General features: G+C 65.0%; 14 protein-coding genes. 5 read left to right on the forward strand and 9 right to left on the reverse strand.

Going from position 1 to position 17013, the window contains the following annotated elements; all coding sequences use genetic code 11:
- Positions 1-8: 8 nt before the first annotated feature.
- A complete protein-coding gene (locus tag PX52LOC_RS19460) occupies positions 9-3908 on the reverse strand; it encodes a protein kinase domain-containing protein (RefSeq protein ID WP_168219098.1) in 3900 nt (1299 codons plus the stop codon).
- A 292-nt stretch (positions 3909-4200) separates the two neighbouring features.
- The gene (locus tag PX52LOC_RS19465; protein ID WP_149111659.1) at positions 4201-5097 is read right to left on the reverse strand and encodes a hypothetical protein; all 897 of its coding nucleotides are present in this window, start codon (positions 5095-5097) and stop codon (positions 4201-4203) included.
- Positions 5098-5175: 78 nt separating this feature from the next.
- Here PX52LOC_RS19465 and PX52LOC_RS19470 point away from each other — a divergent pair, with 78 nt between their 5' ends.
- Both PX52LOC_RS19470 and PX52LOC_RS40710 read left to right on the forward strand, forming a co-directional pair.
- Entirely contained in the window at positions 5176-5619 is a 444-nt protein-coding gene (locus PX52LOC_RS19470) for a hypothetical protein (RefSeq protein WP_149111660.1), read from the forward strand.
- Positions 5620-5628: 9 nt separating this feature from the next.
- The gene (locus PX52LOC_RS40710; protein WP_168219099.1) at positions 5629-5790 is read left to right on the forward strand and encodes a hypothetical protein; all 162 of its coding nucleotides are present in this window, start codon (positions 5629-5631) and stop codon (positions 5788-5790) included.
- Here PX52LOC_RS40710 and PX52LOC_RS19475 read toward each other — a convergent pair whose 3' ends face one another.
- From PX52LOC_RS19475 to PX52LOC_RS19490, 4 genes are all read right to left on the reverse strand, one after another.
- The gene (locus PX52LOC_RS19475) at positions 5791-7392 is read right to left on the reverse strand and encodes a hypothetical protein (protein ID WP_149111661.1); all 1602 of its coding nucleotides are present in this window, start codon (positions 7390-7392) and stop codon (positions 5791-5793) included.
- 1 nt (position 7393) lies between these two features.
- Complete coding sequence (locus PX52LOC_RS19480; RefSeq protein WP_168219100.1) at positions 7394-8326, reverse strand: protein kinase domain-containing protein; 933 nt, start codon at positions 8324-8326, stop codon at positions 7394-7396.
- Between the two features lie 165 nt (positions 8327-8491).
- Positions 8492-8986: an NUDIX hydrolase gene (locus tag PX52LOC_RS19485; protein ID WP_149115549.1), complete on the reverse strand. Its 495-nt coding sequence runs from the start codon at positions 8984-8986 to the stop codon at positions 8492-8494.
- Positions 8987-8988: 2 nt separating this feature from the next.
- On the reverse strand, positions 8989-9261 hold the full coding sequence (locus tag PX52LOC_RS19490) for a hypothetical protein (protein WP_246173770.1): 273 nt from the start codon (positions 9259-9261) through the stop codon (positions 8989-8991).
- A 60-nt stretch (positions 9262-9321) separates the two neighbouring features.
- Between PX52LOC_RS19490 and PX52LOC_RS41680 the strand changes: the two genes are divergently transcribed.
- Positions 9322-10197: a WD40 repeat domain-containing protein gene (locus PX52LOC_RS41680; protein WP_178132560.1), complete on the forward strand. Its 876-nt coding sequence runs from the start codon at positions 9322-9324 to the stop codon at positions 10195-10197.
- Between the two features lie 3 nt (positions 10198-10200).
- Here the strand turns inward: PX52LOC_RS41680 and PX52LOC_RS19505 are convergent, their stop codons facing one another.
- The 3 genes from PX52LOC_RS19505 to PX52LOC_RS19515 form a co-directional block, all read right to left on the reverse strand.
- A complete protein-coding gene (locus PX52LOC_RS19505) occupies positions 10201-11031 on the reverse strand; it encodes a hypothetical protein (RefSeq protein ID WP_149111664.1) in 831 nt (276 codons plus the stop codon).
- Between the two features lie 18 nt (positions 11032-11049).
- The gene (locus PX52LOC_RS19510; RefSeq protein ID WP_149111665.1) at positions 11050-11799 is read right to left on the reverse strand and encodes a DUF6065 family protein; all 750 of its coding nucleotides are present in this window, start codon (positions 11797-11799) and stop codon (positions 11050-11052) included.
- A gap of 142 nt (positions 11800-11941) precedes the next feature.
- Positions 11942-13537, reverse strand: a complete 1596-nt coding sequence (locus tag PX52LOC_RS19515; RefSeq protein WP_149111666.1) for an amidophosphoribosyltransferase — start codon at positions 13535-13537, stop codon at positions 11942-11944.
- 274 nt (positions 13538-13811) lie between these two features.
- Between PX52LOC_RS19515 and PX52LOC_RS19520 the strand changes: the two genes are divergently transcribed.
- Together PX52LOC_RS19520 and PX52LOC_RS19525 are read left to right on the forward strand one after the other, a co-directional pair.
- On the forward strand, positions 13812-14981 hold the full coding sequence (locus PX52LOC_RS19520; protein WP_149111667.1) for a hypothetical protein: 1170 nt from the start codon (positions 13812-13814) through the stop codon (positions 14979-14981).
- A gap of 422 nt (positions 14982-15403) precedes the next feature.
- Positions 15404-16933, forward strand: coding sequence for a sigma-70 family RNA polymerase sigma factor (locus PX52LOC_RS19525; RefSeq protein WP_246173771.1), 1530 nt, complete (start codon positions 15404-15406; stop codon positions 16931-16933).
- Positions 16934-17013: the final 80 nt, after the last annotated feature.

Consider the following 17013-nt stretch of genomic DNA (forward strand, 5'->3'; position numbering starts at 1 on the left):
GGGATTGGTCAGGTGCCGAGTTCGCGGAGCAAGATTTCCAACTCCGCCCGCGTGTCCCAGGTCGGCGGCACGCCGGGGCCGCTGGTCTGTTCGGCTAACCACTGAGTCGCCCTCGTCTGCCAGCCTTTCGATTCCTCGGGCTTCCCGACACGCCGCAGAGCGAGAGCGTACACGGCCCACGCCGTGGGGGGGCAGTCTTTTGCCGCGCAGAGGGATTCCAACGCCGGGATCGCTTCCTCGACCCGCCCGTCGCGGACGGTGGCCAGGGCTTGGACCATCACCGTCGTCGGGTCGGTGGGGGTCGATTTGATCGCCAGGTTGGCGAACTTCACCACCGCCACGAGGTCGGCGGCGTCTCCCGGCGAGAGCGAACACGTCCACGCGATGTCCCGTGCCAGGGCCGGGTCGGTGGCGTCGCGGTTCTGGCCGAGCAACTCGTGACAGGCCTTGTGGTAGCCCTCCGTGTCGCCGGCCTCCAACCGGACTTTCGCCAGGAGGCCGGTCGCCGGCTTCGCGTCGGCCTTCAGTTGCATCGCCTTGTTGACGTGGGCTGCGGCGTCGCGCCAGTCGCCGAGTTGGCCGAGGGCCACGCCCCGTTGGTACCAACTCTCGGCGTTGGCCGGTTGGAGGAGGATCGCCTGCTTGGCCCCGTCGGCGGCCCGCTTCCAGTCGCCGAGGTTCGCGGACACGACCGCCCGCTTCCGCTGAAACTCGGCGACGTCCGGGCTGCTCAGGATTAACTGGTCGAGGTGCCAGCCGGCCGCGTACCACTGATCGGCGTCCAGGCAGGTCGCCACCTGCCGCTCCCGCCACCCGCTGATGGCCGCGGGCGGCGTCTGGGCCACGATGGCGTACTTGTCCTTGAGCATGGCCCAGTCGTTCCGCAGGCTGACGGCGTCGGTCGGGATTACGTCCCCGCCCGCGCTCAACCGCTGGCCGGAGAGCATCCGGCCGCCGGCCAGCATTTCCTCCACGTTCCACTTCGCCACGATGAGGCTGCCGAGCCAGTCCTTGCGGGCGCGGAACGGCGGGGTGATCGGCTCGCCGGTGTTCGCGTCCCAGACGCGGCCCTTGCCGCTGGCGAGTTCGGTGTAGAAGAGTTTGCCGTCCGGGCCGAAGGCGACCGCGTTGACGCCCCCGCCAATGCGGACCGGGGGCACGACCGGCAACCCGTCACTCACGTTCCAGATCCGGACCGTGTTGTCGTCGCTGGTCGTGATGATGGCCGTGCCCATCGGATTGAAGACGACGCGGAGGACTTTGCTGACGTGCTTGGCGGGCGCGTCCCACAGGGCCTTGCCGTCGGTCGTACTCCAGGCCATCACCCCGCCGTCGAGGTCGCCCGTGACCAGGGTGGTGCCGTCCGGGGTGAACTCCGCGGCCGTGATGGCCGCGCCGGACCGGAGGGGCGGGGTGCGGGGCTCGTGGTCGCTGCTGCGGCGGACGCGGACCGATTGCCCGCCGCCGAACGTCACCCCGAACTGGCCGTCCTTGCTCGTGACCGTCTGCATGTCGTCGCGGCCAGGGCCGGTCGGGCCGCCGGCTGCCTTCTGAACCGTGGTCGTGCCGGACAGGTCGCCGCTGCTGATGAGGTTCCAGATCCGCGTCACGCGGGTCTGGTCAGCGACCATGACCTCGTACCCGTTTGGGCTGAACCGGACCGCCGCGGCGAGGGCGTTGTTCCGTATCGGCGGGGTGATGAGGTCCCCGCTGAGGATGTCCCAGACGCGGATGGTGTTGTCTTCGGCCGCCGTCGCCGCCCACCGCCCGTCGGGGCTGGTCGTCACCATGATGACCGGCCCGTCGTGCATCACCGGTCGGCCGACGGCCTGGCCCGTGGTCATGTCCCAGACTTTCGCGGTGGCGTCGTCGCAGGCGGTGACGATCCGCTTGCCGTCGGCCGTCACGGCCACGTCGTTGACCGCGGCCGTGTGCTTGAGCGGCGGGAAGACGGCCTGCCCGGTGGTCGTGTCCCAGACCCCGACGGTGCCGTCCCGCGAACTCGTCACGACACGCTTGCCGTCCGGCGCGAGGGCCACGGCGGTCATGGCCACGGGACGTTTGATGGGGGGCGTGACCGGGTGGCCGTTCTTCAGATCGAACACGCGGGCGGTGCCGTCCCGACTGCATGCCGCCACCATCGACCCGTCGGCCGAGAATTGCACGTCGGTGACGCGGTCGGTGAAGTCGTACAGCGACTTTTCGTTGAGCGTGGACAGTTCCCACTTCCGCACCCGCCCCGCCGCCCCGCCGGTCACGAGGAACCGATTGTCGGGGGTGATGAGGGCCTTCGTGACGGCCGCACCGTTGTTGAAGACCTGCAAGAGCTTCCCGTCTTTCGGCTGCCAGGTGCGGATGTACCCGTCCGCCCCGGCCGTCGCCACGAGGGAACCGTCGCCGGTGATCGCGACCGCCCGGATGGGGGCCCCGTGCTCCAGGGGCGGGCCGACCGGGTTCCCGTCTTGGGTGCTCCACACCCGGGCGATGCCGTCCTCACTGGCCGTGACCGCGAACCGCCCGCGGGCGTCGTAGGCGGCGTCCGTCATCGCCACCTCGTGCAGCCAGATGTGGCTGGTCCGCGGGCAGTGGTCGAACACGGCGCGGAGGCGAATCCGGTGCATCCGCTCCCGCTCGTCGAACCCCGGCTCTTGGCCGAGTTCCTGCGATTCCAGGCGCAACGCCTCCGCGAACCAGAGCGGCGCGCCGAGGTAGTCGAACGAGTCGAGCAACCGCGTCCCGTTGGCGACGTTCAGCCGGATCATCCGCCGGGTGCTCTCGTCGAGGTTCCGCTTCGCCGACTTGTGCGCGAGTTCCGCCTCCTCGGCCTTCTTCGTGATGGCGATGTAGGACCAAATGCCGAGGCCGAGCAGAATGGCCGCGAAGATGTGGAAGATGACGAACGCGGTGGCCCGGGCCGGGTTCCGCTTGACCCACTTCCAGACCCGCTCGGGGAGGCCGGTCGGCCGGGCCTTGATCGTCTCGCCGTCGAGGTAGCGGCGGAGGTCTTCCGCGAACTCGGCGGCGGTCGGGTAGCGGCGGTGGATCGGCTTCTGCAACGCCTTGAGGCAGATCGTGTCCAAGTCGCGGGGGGTGTTCGGCTGAAACGCCCGCGGTGGCACGGCCTCGCCGTCGAGGACGAGCCGGATCGTGGCGATCGGCGACTCGCCGCGGAACGGCGGATGGCCGACGAGCATCTCGTACAAAATGCACCCGAGGGCGTACACGTCCGTCGGCGGGCCAATGTCCGTGACCCGGCCGGCGGCCTGCTCGGGGGCCATGTAACTCGGCGTGCCGAGGATGCTGCCGGCGTGCGTTTGGCCGCTGCTGCCGGCGATGTCTTTCGCGAGGCCGAAGTCCGTCACCTTCGGCTGCCCGTCGAGCGTCATCAGCACGTTCTGCGGCTTCAAGTCGCGGTGGACGACCCCGGCCGCGTGCGCGACGTGGACGGCCCGCGCCAGGGTTTCGACCGTCTGGGCGGCGAACTTCGCGGTCTGCGGCTTCGCTTCGCACTTCTTCGTGAGGTTGCCCCCCTCCACGAGTTCCAGCGCGATGTACGGGGCGCCGTTGTGTTCGCCGATGTCGTAGACCTGGACGATGTTCGAGTGGTTCAGTTTCGCGACCGACTCGGCCTCGATGCGGAACCGGTCGAGGTGTGCCTCGCTGACGTTCACCCCGCCGAGGATCATCTTCAGGGCGACGATCCGGTTCAGGTGGATGTGCCGGGCCTTGTAGACGATCCCCATGCCGCCCTTGCCGAGTTCGTCGAGAATCTCGTAGGGACCGACAAGGGATTCCGGCGAAACGCGGTTGCCGGAGGCCGTGAGGAGCGATTTGCCGAACCCGGAGGGGATGGTGACGCGCGACCCGCTGGACGGTCGGCCGAGGGTCGTGCGGGGAGTTCGGCTCAACCCACTTTCGGACGGGGCGCGATCGATTGTTTGTTCGGGCGAACCAACGGCTTCCGGGGACGGCACCGACTCGTAGCCGATGGTCTGATCGCTGCTTGACTCGGGCGAACCGGGGGGCGATCCGTGCCCGTGGAGCGGGCTACTCATAACGGCGGAGCCTTTTCGGCCGGGTTGGACTGGTAACTAGCAAAATATGCGATACCAACCCTCGATGGAAGCTCGGAATGGAAACTCAGATCGAATCTCCGAAATTCGTTAACTGTTACGTCCACCGAAACTGGTATGACCGGTGTCACTTTTGTAACGCAATTAACTGTTCTAGAGTCGCCCGCACGTTCTCGCGACTGCCGACCGCCACGAACAACTGGAAGCGATACTCGCCCGGCGGAACCCCGTCCGGGTCGCGCAACCGGTAGACCGCGTTCCACTTCACGACCTTCTCGGCCTGGAACCGCCAGCGGCCGTAGCTCGGCCCGGACAAGCCCTTCGGCAGGTCGAACGAGATGACGCCCATCGCATGGGAGCCGGTCGGCGTGCTGAAGACGAGGGGGCGTTTCTGTTCGCCCGGCCCGTCGGTTATATCGGCGAGTTGCTTCGTCTGCGGGTCGAACGTCTCGAAGACGCGGAATTCCGCCGGCATGTACCCGGTGAGGGCTTCGAACTGGGCGAAAGTGTGTCGCTCCGTCGGCGGGACCGAGAACGTCACGGCGTACTCGATCGCGTGGGCAAGCCCCTGATGGCCGACGGTCACGGTCTTGGACAACAGGTGATCCGACAGGGGCTTCGCGTTTAGCGCCGGGTACTTCTCCGACTTCTCGCCGGGGTTCAGCCAGAACGCCGTGCGGCTCTTGGTTTCGAGCACGTTGCCGGCGGCCCGCAGGCGGAGGAGTTGGCTCGTCGATCTCGGCCCGGCCCCGTCGCGGCGACTGCCGGCCTCGGTGGGGTTGTACGCCTCGGCCCAGAAGTTCGGCCGGCCGCAATCGAACGCGCACGCCGACTGAAGTTGCCGCCCGTGGTCGGTGGAGTCGATGAACTCCTTCCCGTTCCACGTCACGGAGTGAATTGCCCCGGCGAGTCGCGTGGTCGTGGTGACGACGATGTCCGACGGCCCGGCCTTTCCGCGGACGGTCGCATCCCCGGAAACGGTCGTCGCGTGGGCCAACATCACCCCGAGCATCACCGCGACCATGTCTCGCCCCCGGAACTGCCCTCGACAGCCCCGCCGCCGCACGGTATTTCGTGCAGAGTCTCGACGGGGTTTGTCACCATGGCTCGTGCCTTGATCCTCTTCTTTGTACTCGGCTCGGCAGGTTGTGCGTCCACGGCCGCCCGCACCGTTCTCCGCGACAAGGACAGCGGCGTCGTGGCCGTGCCGAACGACACCGACAGTTTCCCGGACTATTACCGCTCGGAAGCCCTGGATCTGATCCGCGACCACGTCGGCAAGAACTACGAGATCGTCAAGGAAGAGGAGTACGTCCTCGGCCCGGTCGTCACCAATCAGAGCAAGCTCAGCCGCCGGCCCGTCTTAAACTGGCTCGTACCGTGGAGGCTGGGCGAAACCGACACCACCACGAATACCAGTACGACCAAGAACAACACCGAGTACCGCATCCACTACCAGCGGGTTGCACCGACCGCACCGAAGGTTGTGCCGGCCGCAGGGACTGACACGGACCTGCCGCCGTTGTCCGACGGCGCGAGTCGCTGAGGAACAACCATGCGTCGAAGTCTGATTGCCGCCGCCATAGTGCTCACGAACTTGACCGGTTGCGCGACGCTGGACGGCTTCATGCAAGACGCCCCGTCCGTGTCCGAGTGCCGGTGGGAACAGCCGGCCGAGCGAGCACCCGCGCCAGAACCGGTTGCGGAATCGAAGTGACTACTCGACCGACTTTCGACCCTGGTTCGCGTCGTACCACTTTCGCAGATCAACGTCGCACCGCTTCAACCCCGTTCGCAATAACCACGCCGACAGACCGACCGTGAGGGCGAACCCGACGGCCCAAGCCGGCGTGACGCCGGTCTTTAACGGCACGAACGTCGCCGCGGTCGGCAGTAGTGAGGCGAGGTCGTGTTCCCCCACCCGCCACAGGCCGATAAGGGCGAGCGGGAGGCCGAGGGTGAACAGCGACGCGATGCCGTTGGTCTGGTTGCCCGTCGCGAAGCCCCGGTAGCCGGTGGCGAACGACAAGGCCCACAGGGCGAAGGCCCCGGCCGCGGCGGCCAGGCAATCCCACCACGCCGCCCGACCGGAAACGGCCATCGCGACCCAGAGGAACGCGGCCCCGACGAGGTAGCCGCGGCCCCGACGCCAGGCCGCCGAGAACGAGGCGTGTGCGTAGTCGCGGGCCGTCAAATCCGTGAGCAGGAGCAACTCCAACCGCTGACACCGGGCCGTCACCGTCGCGTCCCAGAGGCCGAACTGGTAGACCGCCGGCACGGCCGACAACACGACGAGGGCCGTCGCCACCATCGCCGGCCCGCCCCAGGATTCGAACAGCATGAAGACGAGCTTGCCCATCCACGCCGGCCAGTCGTCGCCGGCCACGAGGAACGCGGCGTACACCAGCGCGAAGCCGCACGCCAGCCAGAGGTTGACCCGGCCGCTGTATTCCATGACCCGCCGCACCGCCCACCACGAAAGCGGCCGGTCGCCGATGAGTTCGAGTTGCGCCTCGCGGTCGGAGGAAATCGGCTTGTAGTGGCGGTCGTGGAAGTGCCCGCGAAGCCGGAAGGCTGCCCGCGGGCCGACGACGGCGAACAGTACGACCGCGAACAGGTGCAGGTCGAGGAACCGCTCCCACGCCAGCCACGGTCGGCGGTCGGCAGCGAACCAGTACCGCACGACGCCGAACGGGTTCATCGTGTGCAGGAACATCACCGCATTGAACAGGAACCGGCCGAGATCGTCGGGCAATTGTTGCAGCCACAGTCGGAGGTTCTCCCCCGCGACCACGCCGACGACGAGGTAGACCAGCACGCCGAAGAGGCCGAGCAGTTCGCCGATCCGACGGACGGCCGCCGGTTCATAAATCCACGCGGTCAGGCACAGCCCGGCGACGACGCCCCACGCGAACGGCATCGCCAATAGCACGAACAAGTCCGGCCACTCCACGACGCCCGCCAGCGGCAGCACCATTAACACGGGGAACCCGGACAGGCACACCAGCGCGAACCGAGTGATGCCGACGAGCGATTCCGCCAAGAACAACCGTCGCGGTTGAATCGGCGACGTGAGCAGGAATTCGAGAGCCTGACTCTTGGGGAGTTGCACCAACCGCCAGCCGATGACGGCCGCCCCTTCGACCAACCCGAGGACGAGGAGGAGTTGGGCGATCGTGGACACGAACTCGTCGCTCGGTTGCCGAGCCGTGACGAGGGTCAGGATTGCCACCAGGAAAACGTGAATGACCGCGACGCGGCGGAAGGTGAGTTGCCGACCGGGGGCCGTCATCGCCACGGAGAAGAACGGCGCGAGCATGTCAGATCAGGGGAGGGGTACCGGCCGGGACGCGCGTCGTGGCTTGAAACAGCACCGCGGTGCTAGTCCGACGCTTGGCCGTGACCGTCTGCTGCTGCCGGTCGCGGGCGAGTTCGATGTTGTTGGCGGCCGCGACCGCGTCGATGAAGGCGGAACACGTCGGGAAGCGATCCTGCGGACTCGTCGAGAGTGCCCGCATCACCGCCCGGTATTCGTCGCTGCTGTCCAGGATCACGTGCGGGGGCGGCCGGTGGAAACTGCGGCCGGGCTGCTGCGGGGGCGGCGGAAACGGGAACGCCCCGGTGCGGAGCAAGTGGTACGTCACCGCGAGCGAGAACTGGTCGCTGCTGTCGCTCATCGACCCCAAGAACACTTCCGGGGCGGCGTAATCGAGCGTGCCCTGGCGGAAGCAAGGCGTGGTCGGCCCGTTCATCGGCGTCGCCAGCCCGTAGTCGGCGAGTTTCGCCTCGTTGCCGAGCAGGAGGATGTTGTTCGGTTTGATGTCACTGTGCTGGAAACCGACGGTCTTGCCGTCGAAGGCGTGCCGGCGGGCGTTCAAATAATCAAGCGCGCCGGCGGCTTGGCTCAGGTACTGCAAGACCTTTTCCGGCTCGATCAGTGAGTTGAATTCGTCCTGGTAGAGCAGGAATAGGTCCAGGAGGCTCGCTTCGGCCAGGTCCATGCCGATGACGATGTAACCCGGCATCGACCGGACGTTGTGGATTTCCAGCAAGTACGGGTGGCGGATCCTCTGAATGCCCTGGAGCGAATGAATCTCGCGGGACGTGGAGTGCGCGTTGGCGCTCGACATGAATTTCAGGGCGACCATCTGCCCGGTGGGGGTGGTCGATTCCCACACCGTCGCGAACGCACCGCGGCCACGCAGGCGGACGAGGCAGTAGCCGGGGAACGGCTCCGCACCCGCTTCCGGCACAAACCGTTCGGCTGGTCGGGAGACAATATCCCGTTTGAAGCGGCTTCGGTCCTGCATTGTGATCTTAATCTCGAACTATATGCCAATCAATTAAGCTACTTCAGTACCTTAGAACACGTTTGGCGCGATAACACGAACCGTCGATTTTTGTGGAGGAATAGGAATTTAGGCAGTAGCAGAATTGACCGTCCAACCCGTTGGCCGTCCCTGGTGATAAGGCATGACGGCGTGAAAGGGCAGAGCCTGGAAATCCAGGATAAACGGGAGGAAATGCCGATCCCCCTCCCACATCGGCAGGTTCATCACCTGTGTCACCTTCACCCAGGAGAGCGACCCTTCGGGATTCTTCTCGGCCGGGGTTCCGCTCCAGGACAGAATGCGGAAGAGGAAGCCGAACCAGTCTTCGCCATTCTTCCCAAACCCCGGCCACGAGATGGTTCCGGCGAGTTGAAGCGATTCGCAGACGATCCCGGCCTCTTCCAGAACCTCTCGCTTCATGCCGGCGACGATGTCTTCATCGCGTTCGAGTTTGCCACCGAGGCCGTTGTACTTGCCGAGGTGGTGGTCGCCGGGTCGGGCGTTGCGGTGGACGAGAAGCACCCGCGTGCGGTCCGGGGAGAAGACGTACCCCAGCGTCGCGAGAATCGGCGTGTACGGCACGGTCACGCCTCCTCGGCCGGCTGGTCGTCGGCCGGCATCTCGGCCAGAATCTTGCGGACTTCCACGAGGTCTTCTTCCTTCACCCCTTCGCGGCGCCGGTAGCGGCGCTCGAGGCCGTCCAGCAGCGTCTCCCACATTTCGCGGGTATAGCGGACGTGCTTGGTCCAATTGTCTCGCCGCTTGAACCGGACCTTGAAGGCCCATTTCCGCGCGAACTTCTCGGCCGAGACGAATCGCCGTTCGCCGGTGTCGGGGTCGGTGTCGGTCCATTGCACTTCTACGCTCATTACAATTCAAGATAGACGCCGCCGCGATTCCCTCAAGGACGTTCCGCCATGATGTTGCTGGAAGGGCCGAAGGCCACGATCACGGCGCTGGCGTTCTCGCCGGACGGCAACGAGTTGGCCGTCGGCGCGAAGGACGGCACGATCGCGCTCACGACCGTCTTCGACGGCACCTTTCGCACACTCGGTTCCGACACGGTGGCCGTCAACGCTGTGAGCTTCGACGCGACCGGGGCGATGCTGCTGTACGGCAGCGGGACGGGCTGGTTCGGCTTCCAGCGGACGGGTGAGGAAACTTGGGACGTGCATGCCCCACCGAAGATGGTCGCGACGACGGCCCTCGCCTTTCTGAATGAGAAAACCCTTGTCCTCGGCGGCGGGGACCGCATCAAGGCGGAGCCGGGGCAACTGGAACTCCACGACCTCGTGACCGGGAAGCGGCGGGAGCCCTGGTTCCGCGAACCATCGGGCGTGCGGGCGATCGCGGTACATTCCGACTTGCACACTGTTGCCTGGACGAACGCGGCCAATCGGCTGAGCATCTGGAACACGCTGACCCTTGAACCGCGGCACGTCGGCCTGACGCACACGGCTCCGAGCTTGGGCTTCCACCCGGACGGGGAAGTGCTCGCCGTTGCGGTGGATTACGGCGTGAAACTCTTCGACGTGGCGAGCCGCGACGAGAAGCGGACCCTGAAAGGGCACAGCGGCCGCGTGGCGGCCGTGGCGTACAGCCCCGACGGGCGGATGCTTGCCACGGCGAGTTGGGACAAGACCGTCCGCCTCTGGGATGCCGCGAGCGGGGCAGAGCGGGCTGCGTTCGACTGGGGCATCGGCCGCGTGCAGTGCCTCGCGTTCGCGCCGGACGGCTTGCGCCTGGTCGCGGGCGGCGAGAACGGCCTGATCGCGTTGTGGGATATGGAGTGAATTTCACCGCGAATCGATCAGCACTTCCACGTCCCGCACCCAGCCGACGAACAACGCCTTGAGGAAGTTCCGCCAGTCTTCAATGCCCGCGTCCGAATCGGATTGGCCGAGGAATAGTTTCGCTCGCTTGGCCCGATCGACCGGTTCGAGGCGGGCCAACTTCAAGGCGTCATCGGCCGTCGTGGGGACGGTTTCCTCGAGCTTGATCGCGCCGAACCAGAGCAGGATGTTCAGACTTTGCCACGGCACGAACTTCCCGCGCGACAGCAACAGCAGTTGGAGCAGTTCGTCGGCCGTCAACTCGGGCTTGTCGAAGACGTTCTTGGGAAGATCGCGGTCCAGGCCAGGGAAGGCTTCCAACAGGCCGCGGGTGCGGTGGTCGCGGGTCGGTTCGCCGTCGGCGTTCGCCTCGATCAGCGATTCCAGGCACATCGCTCCGCCGATCGTGTCGGGCGGTTGCACGCGGTCGAGCAGCCAGCGCTCGGCCGACTTCTTGACCGGGTAGCGGACCACGACCACACAGCCGAACGGTGCCCGCCGGGCGTTGACCGGGCAGTTCGTGCAGACCGGCACGTGCGGGTCGAGGGCGATGGCTTCCGCTTCCAGTTGGCCGAGCGTGGTGGATTGCTCAACGGGAGAGCCGTCCTTCATGCGAAGGAGCCGCACCGGCAGGTCGACCGAAAGGTAATCGGGCCGTGTTGACGCCCGGACTTGCTCGATCCGCTCCCGGACGGCGATCAGGTCGAGCAGGACCGGCGTGCCGGCCCGCGGGTCGCCGTGGCCGAGGTCTTTCTTCACGCGGCAGGGGAAGTCGATGATCGTTTCGAGCGACATGGAGAGGGCCGCCGGGGATTACTCTTCGAGTTCGAACTCTTGGATGTCCAGCCGCGTCTGGTGGCCGTCGAAGGTTCCGCCCTCGGCTTGCTTGCCCTGGAAGTAGTCCTTCTGCCAGCCGCGCTTCACCGCCTCCGGGTCTTTGGTCGTCAGACCGGTGAGGAAGTTCGACCGGCTCGCCTCCCAGCCGCGGTACTTGTCGTGGAGTTCCGCGTTCTTCTTGAGGTCCATCGTCTTCGGGACCAGCGTCTCGGCGAGGTTCCGCGGGATCGGGACGATCATGCACACCGGCTCGCCCTTCGTGAAGCGAATCCACTCGCCGGGCCGCGTGACCTTCCAGTTCATGGTGAAGGTGCTGAACGCCCAGTCGGTTTCGACGACGCCTTCGAGGGCTTGAATGCCGTCCTTGAACTGGTTGCTCGGCCCCTTCACCCAGAGGTTGATCCCCTGGGGCGTGCGGAACAGGTACGGCAGCGAGAACGTCAGCACGCCGTAGCCGAAGTGCGTGGACACGGCCGCGTCGCGGTTGTCGAGGAAGCGCAGTTCGATGTCGGTCTTGTCCGCCCCGCCGTACCAGTACAACTCGAAACTACACGGGCAGGTCACGAACCACCCCGCCTGGTTGGCGATGTTCAGCGGCAGGCAGCGGTACGCGAATTTCTGGTTCGTCGCGCTCATCCACTCCCGCTCGAACGGGGCGGCGACGATCTCCATGTTCGGCGGGTTGTTGATGCGGTAGGCAACAATCGCGTGATCGTCGTCGGCCATGAGTGCGAACTTCCCGGGAATAAAACGGATATAACCACAGAGGACATGGAGAGCACAGAGTAGAGAAGACCGAGAAGAGTCGATTCTTCCCTCGGTTTTGTCTGCTCTGTGCTCTCCGTGTCCTCTGTGGTTAATTCTTCTCTTATCGCGCGCTCGTGATCGGCACGCCGGCTTCGTAGGTGCGGCCGTCCTCGTTCTTGCTCCGGAGCGACAGTTGGTAAAGTTGTTCGCCCACCGGGGTCGGATACTCCCGCGTCAGGCACGCCCGGCAAAGTTGTTCGGGCGACTTGTCCAAGCACCGCGCCACCGCCTCGACCGGCAGGTACAAGAGCGAATCGGCTCCGAGTTCCGTTGCCATCGCCCGTTGCTCGGCCAGCGTCGGAACCATCCCGGCCATCCGCGACGGGGCGTAGAGTTCCTTCACAGTGGACATGTCGATGCCGTAGAAGCACGGCGAGATGATCGGCGGGCAGGCCACGCGGACGTGAATTTCCTTCGCCCCGCCGACGTCCTTGATGTAGTTGAGCAGCGTTTTCAGAGTCGTGCTGCGGACGATCGAGTCCTCGACGAGCAGCACTTTTTTGCCTTCGAGCACCTCGCGGAGCGGCGTGAACTTCAGCCGCACCTTGTCCGCCCGGTTGCCGCCCTCAATGAACGTCCGGCCGACGTACCGATTGCGAATCAACCCTTCCCGGGAAGGGATGCCGAGTTCGAACGCCATCGCGTCGGCGGCCGCCTTGCCCGTGTCCGGCACCGGCACGACGATCGTGTCGGCCTCGTCGATCGGGAATAAGTTCATTTGCCGTTCTTGTTCCGCCAACTCCTTCCCGAGCGCTGAGCGGGACAGGTAAACGCTCCGGTCGTCGAGCGTGCTGCCGACATTGGCGAAATAAATCCACTCGAAGAAGCAGTGGGCCGTCCGCTTCGACTCGGCGTACTTGTGGATGGCGAACTTGCCGTCGCGGATCAAGATGAGGTGGCCGGGTTCGAGCGAGTGAATGTCCGACGACGAGAAGCCGAGGTTCAAGAGCGGCACGCTCTCACTCGCAGCGGCGAAGAGGCGGCCGTCGAAGGCGTAGCACAGCGGCCGAATGCCGAGCGGGTCGCGGGACACGACCATTTCGCCCTGGGCGTTCAGGAAGACGATGTTGTACGCCCCGTCGAACTTTTCACTCAGGTTGCGGAAGATCTGTACCGGGTCGTCGTTGCCGAGGTTCTGCATCTCGCGGCCGAGGTAGTGCAGGATGACTTCGGTGTCGTTGTCCTTGCGGACGATGTGGTAGTCGGGGTTGTTTTCGAGGAGTTCGTCTTGGAGTTTCGCGAAGTTGGCGAGTTGGCCGTTGAACGCGAACGCGAACCATTTCCATTTCTGCGAGTGCTTCCGTTCGAACGGTTGAGCGTATTCGCGATTATCTTGGCCACAGGTCGCGTACCGAACGTGGCCGATGACCGCCCGCCCGCCGTGGTTCTCGATGATGCTCGCGTGCTTCTCCGGCCGGGCCATTCGGAAGGCTTCGGAGACGGGGCCGAGTTCTTTGTACGTGTCGAGGAGCTTGCCGCGACCGGGGTTGTAGCCGCTCATGCCGGCCGCGAGTTGGCCGCGATTCTGGAGGTCTAACAGCATCCGCGGCATCAACCGGGCGATTTCGTCCGGGTCGCCGTTCCAGACCTGCGAACGAATGTCCGTCCCAAGGTCGTAGAGGGCGGCGATGCCGCATTCGTGCTGGAGTTCGTCCATGGAGCCCGCCTAATGAGGGTTGCGAGTCGGCGACGGTCAAGCATGGGGATTTTCGGAGGGACGACCCCCCACTGTGAATTTATATCTCGCGGTTCGGTGTGGAAATAGAGAAGTGACCTTGGATCGCGACCCCGGGCGGAAATCGGACTGCCGCGACCCGACTTTCCGTGGCTTCTTACCCCGCACGAACTACAACGACCACGGGACTTTACGCGGACCACCGTCCGGTCCTGCCGGTTCTGACGGCGGCGAGAAATTTTCGGAGAAAGTGGCGATGGATTCGACGACCCCCCCGATCACGAGTGAGCAGTTCGAAAGTCTCCGCGACCTGCTCAACACCGCCGGGCCGAAGGCGGCCGTGGCGAAACTGTGCGATGATCTGCGGGCGGCCGGCGATTACCACTCACTCTTCTACGCCTTATTGATGAAGAAGCGGGTCGAGTTGGGCGTGTCCCCGTTCCCGACCGGACCGTCCAACGATTTGCCACCGGAGGCGCACGAACCTTACGAGGGGGCCATTCGCGATGCCGCCCGTGAAGTCGGGAACATCTACTTGAAGAACCACGAATTCGCGAAGGCGTGGGGCTTCTTCCGCCTGATCGGCGAACCGGGTCCGGTGAAGGCCGCACTCGACGCCTACGAACCCGGACCGGACGATGACACCTACCCGGTCGTCGACATCGCGTGGCACCAACAAGTCCACCCGCGCAAGGGCTTCGACATTTACCTGAGCCGTCACGGCATCTGTTCCACCATCACGATGGTCGGCGGCACCGATCTGAACGCTCACCCGGACTTGCGGACCTACTGCTATACTGGCCTCGCTCGCACTTTGCACGAACAACTCTCCGAGCGATTGCGGAACGACCTGGAATCCCACAACCTGCCGGTCGGCAGCACGATCGGCGAGATGCTCAAGGACGAATTGTTCGGCGAGGACGTGTATCACATTGACGTCTCGCACCTGTCGTCGGTCGTGCAGATGGCCTTGCAACTGCCACTGACGGAGACTGCCGCCCTGGAGCACGCTCGCGACCTGAGCGCCTATGGCCAACGCCTCGCCCGACAATTCCAAGGCGACGCGGACGCTCCCTTTGAGAACACCTACGCCGACTACTCTGTGTACCTCGACATCCTCCTCGGCCGCAACGTGGAGGTGGGCTTGCAGCACTTCGAAGCCAAGGTTGAGCGCGAACTGGAAGAAGGGAACTCGTTCCCGGCTGAGGTCTACATCAACCTGCTCCTGAAACTGGACCGGAAGGCCGAGGCCCTTGCTGCCGGGCGGAAATACCTTTCACGGTTGCCCGACGACCGCGGGTTGTCTTGCCCGAGCGTAATGGATCTGGCCCGACAGGTCGGCGATTACCCCACTCTGGCCCTGGCGGCCCAAGAAAAGGGCGATCCCGTGATGTACCTCGCCGGCCTCATCGCTCGCCCGTCTTGATGCTCACACCTCAATTCTAACTTCTGCAAGATGTTCCGATTGTGCCGTGTGGGCCGGTGGTGAAACTCGGGGCGCACATTCGGTCCATCTTCGCCACATTTCCCAGGGCGGAAAGTTTTCACTCCGACCTCGCCCCGCATAAGGGGTATAATGATTACGTCTTCAGTGCATAACCGGGCCGACGTGAACCTCCCGGTTTCATCGACCGTCATAATCTCCTAGTTGGTGGTCGAAACGCCACTGGCGTACAATTTTTCGTTCATGGTCGGTTGAACGCCCGGAACCGTTCATACGACTTTGCACCGACGCTTTCCTGCTGGTAAGCCGCACGGATTTTCAGACGTTTGGCAGCTGTACCGTGTGAAGTCGGGTGGCCGTCCGCGGTTCCCCCCCACGAGGTATCCGCACTCATGAGCCGTTTGATGCCAGTCGATAATGACCTGTTCACCAAAAGTCTTCGCACCAAGGAGCCGCACTTGAGCATCGACGACGAAGACGATTTGGATGAACCGGACGACGTTGACGAGGACACGGCCCTCGAAGCGACCGACGAGCAGATTGCGGAACAGGTTGTCGAAGAGTCTTCCTCGAGTTCCGACGACGCCCTCGGCCTCTACCTGCGGCAGATGGGCGAAATCCGGTTGCTGAACCGCACCGAAGAGCTTTCCATTGCCGAGCACTTGGAACGCACCCGCACCCGCTTCCGCCACGCGGCCCTGTACTGCACGCGGATCGTCGGCCGGGCGATGTACACCTTCGAGCGGGTGCTGGCCGGGCACGCGCCGATCGATCCGACGATCGACGTGTACTCGACCGTCGAGATGCGGATGAGCCGGGCGCAAATCCTGTCGCGGATGCCGCACAACCTGCCGCTGGTCCGCCGCCTCCTGCACGAAGAGGCCGACGCCTTCTCGACCGGGTTGAAGCTGGACTTGATGGACGACACCGTTTGGCAGCGGAACCGCTTCCGCCGGCTGATGAAGGTCAACCGCCTGATGGCCGAACTGTCGCCCCGCACGGAACTGCTTGAACAGTGGGTCGACGAACTTGCCGACATGGCCGACGAGATGAAGCACCTCGTCCGGGCCGTCGATGGCCAGTTCAGTGACTACCCAGAACCGGCCCAGCGGTTGACCGACGCCCAGAACAAGATTCACATGACGGCGGGTGAACTGTTCGCCGCGGTGCGGGTTCTCAAGAAGCGACGGCACGCATACCAGATCGTTCGCCGTCAGTTGGCCGAGGCGAACCTGCGGTTGGTGGTGAGCATCGCCAAGAATTACCGCAACCGCGGCCTGCCTTTCGCTGATCTGATTCAGGAAGGTAACCGCGGCCTGATGCGGGCGGTGGACAAGTACGAACACCGCCGCGGCTTCAAGTTCGGCACCTACGCGACCTGGTGGATTCGTCAGGGCGTGCAACGGGCACTCGCCGACAACGCCCGCACTGTCCGCGTGCCGTGTCACCAGATCGGCCTGCTGGCGAAGATGGAGCGGAAGCGGAACGAACTGACGGTGGCGACCGGCCGCGAGCCCACGAACGAGGAACTGTCGGCCGCGCTCGGCGTGAAGGAAGAGGAAACGCGGTCGTTGCGGTTGGTCGGCCGGCAGCCGATGAGCCTGCACGACCCGATCGGCGGCGACGGCGAGCGGTCGGTGGAAGATTTCCTCTCGGGCGCGGAGGTGCCGAACCCCGGCGAACACGTGGATCAACGGCTCCTGAAGGAACGGATCAACGAGGTTCTCCGGTCTTTGGCCCCCCGCGAACGGGAGGTGATCGAACTCCGCTACGGGTTGAAGGACGGCACGCCGCGGACCCTCGACGACGTGGCCAAGCACTACGGCATTACCCGCGAGCGCATCCGCCAAATTGAAGCCCGCGGCCTACTGAAGCTCCGCCAGCCGACGCGAATGAACCGCCTGGAGCAGTTCACCGACGACCAGTTGAACTGATTCGAGTGGGTCAAACGGCGAGGGGCGGGAACGATCACCGTCGTTCCCGCCCCTCGCCGTTTCGTTAGTTCCGCAGGAAT

It is taken from the genome of Limnoglobus roseus, assembly GCF_008254045.1.
Taxonomy (GTDB): Bacteria; Planctomycetota; Planctomycetia; order Gemmatales; family Gemmataceae; genus Limnoglobus; species Limnoglobus roseus.

Bases quoted from the DNA above. Each gene is read 5' to 3' on its own strand.
- PX52LOC_RS19525 (WP_246173771.1), top strand. From the start codon at position 15,404: ATGCCAGTCGATAATGACCTGTTCACCAAAAGTCTTCGCACCAAGGAG.
- PX52LOC_RS19510 (WP_149111665.1), bottom strand. From the start codon at position 11,799: ATGGCCGACGACGATCACGCGATTGTTGCCTACCGCATCAACAACCCG.
- PX52LOC_RS40710 (WP_168219099.1), top strand. From the start codon at position 5,629: ATGCGTCGAAGTCTGATTGCCGCCGCCATAGTGCTCACGAACTTGACC.
- PX52LOC_RS19515 (WP_149111666.1), bottom strand. From the start codon at position 13,537: ATGGACGAACTCCAGCACGAATGCGGCATCGCCGCCCTCTACGACCTT.
- PX52LOC_RS19475 (WP_149111661.1), bottom strand. From the start codon at position 7,392: ATGCTCGCGCCGTTCTTCTCCGTGGCGATGACGGCCCCCGGTCGGCAA.
- PX52LOC_RS19470 (WP_149111660.1), top strand. From the start codon at position 5,176: ATGGCTCGTGCCTTGATCCTCTTCTTTGTACTCGGCTCGGCAGGTTGT.
- PX52LOC_RS41680 (WP_178132560.1), top strand. From the start codon at position 9,322: ATGATGTTGCTGGAAGGGCCGAAGGCCACGATCACGGCGCTGGCGTTC.
- PX52LOC_RS19520 (WP_149111667.1), top strand. From the start codon at position 13,812: ATGGATTCGACGACCCCCCCGATCACGAGTGAGCAGTTCGAAAGTCTC.
- PX52LOC_RS19465 (WP_149111659.1), bottom strand. From the start codon at position 5,097: ATGGTCGCGGTGATGCTCGGGGTGATGTTGGCCCACGCGACGACCGTT.
- PX52LOC_RS19505 (WP_149111664.1), bottom strand. From the start codon at position 11,031: ATGTCGCTCGAAACGATCATCGACTTCCCCTGCCGCGTGAAGAAAGAC.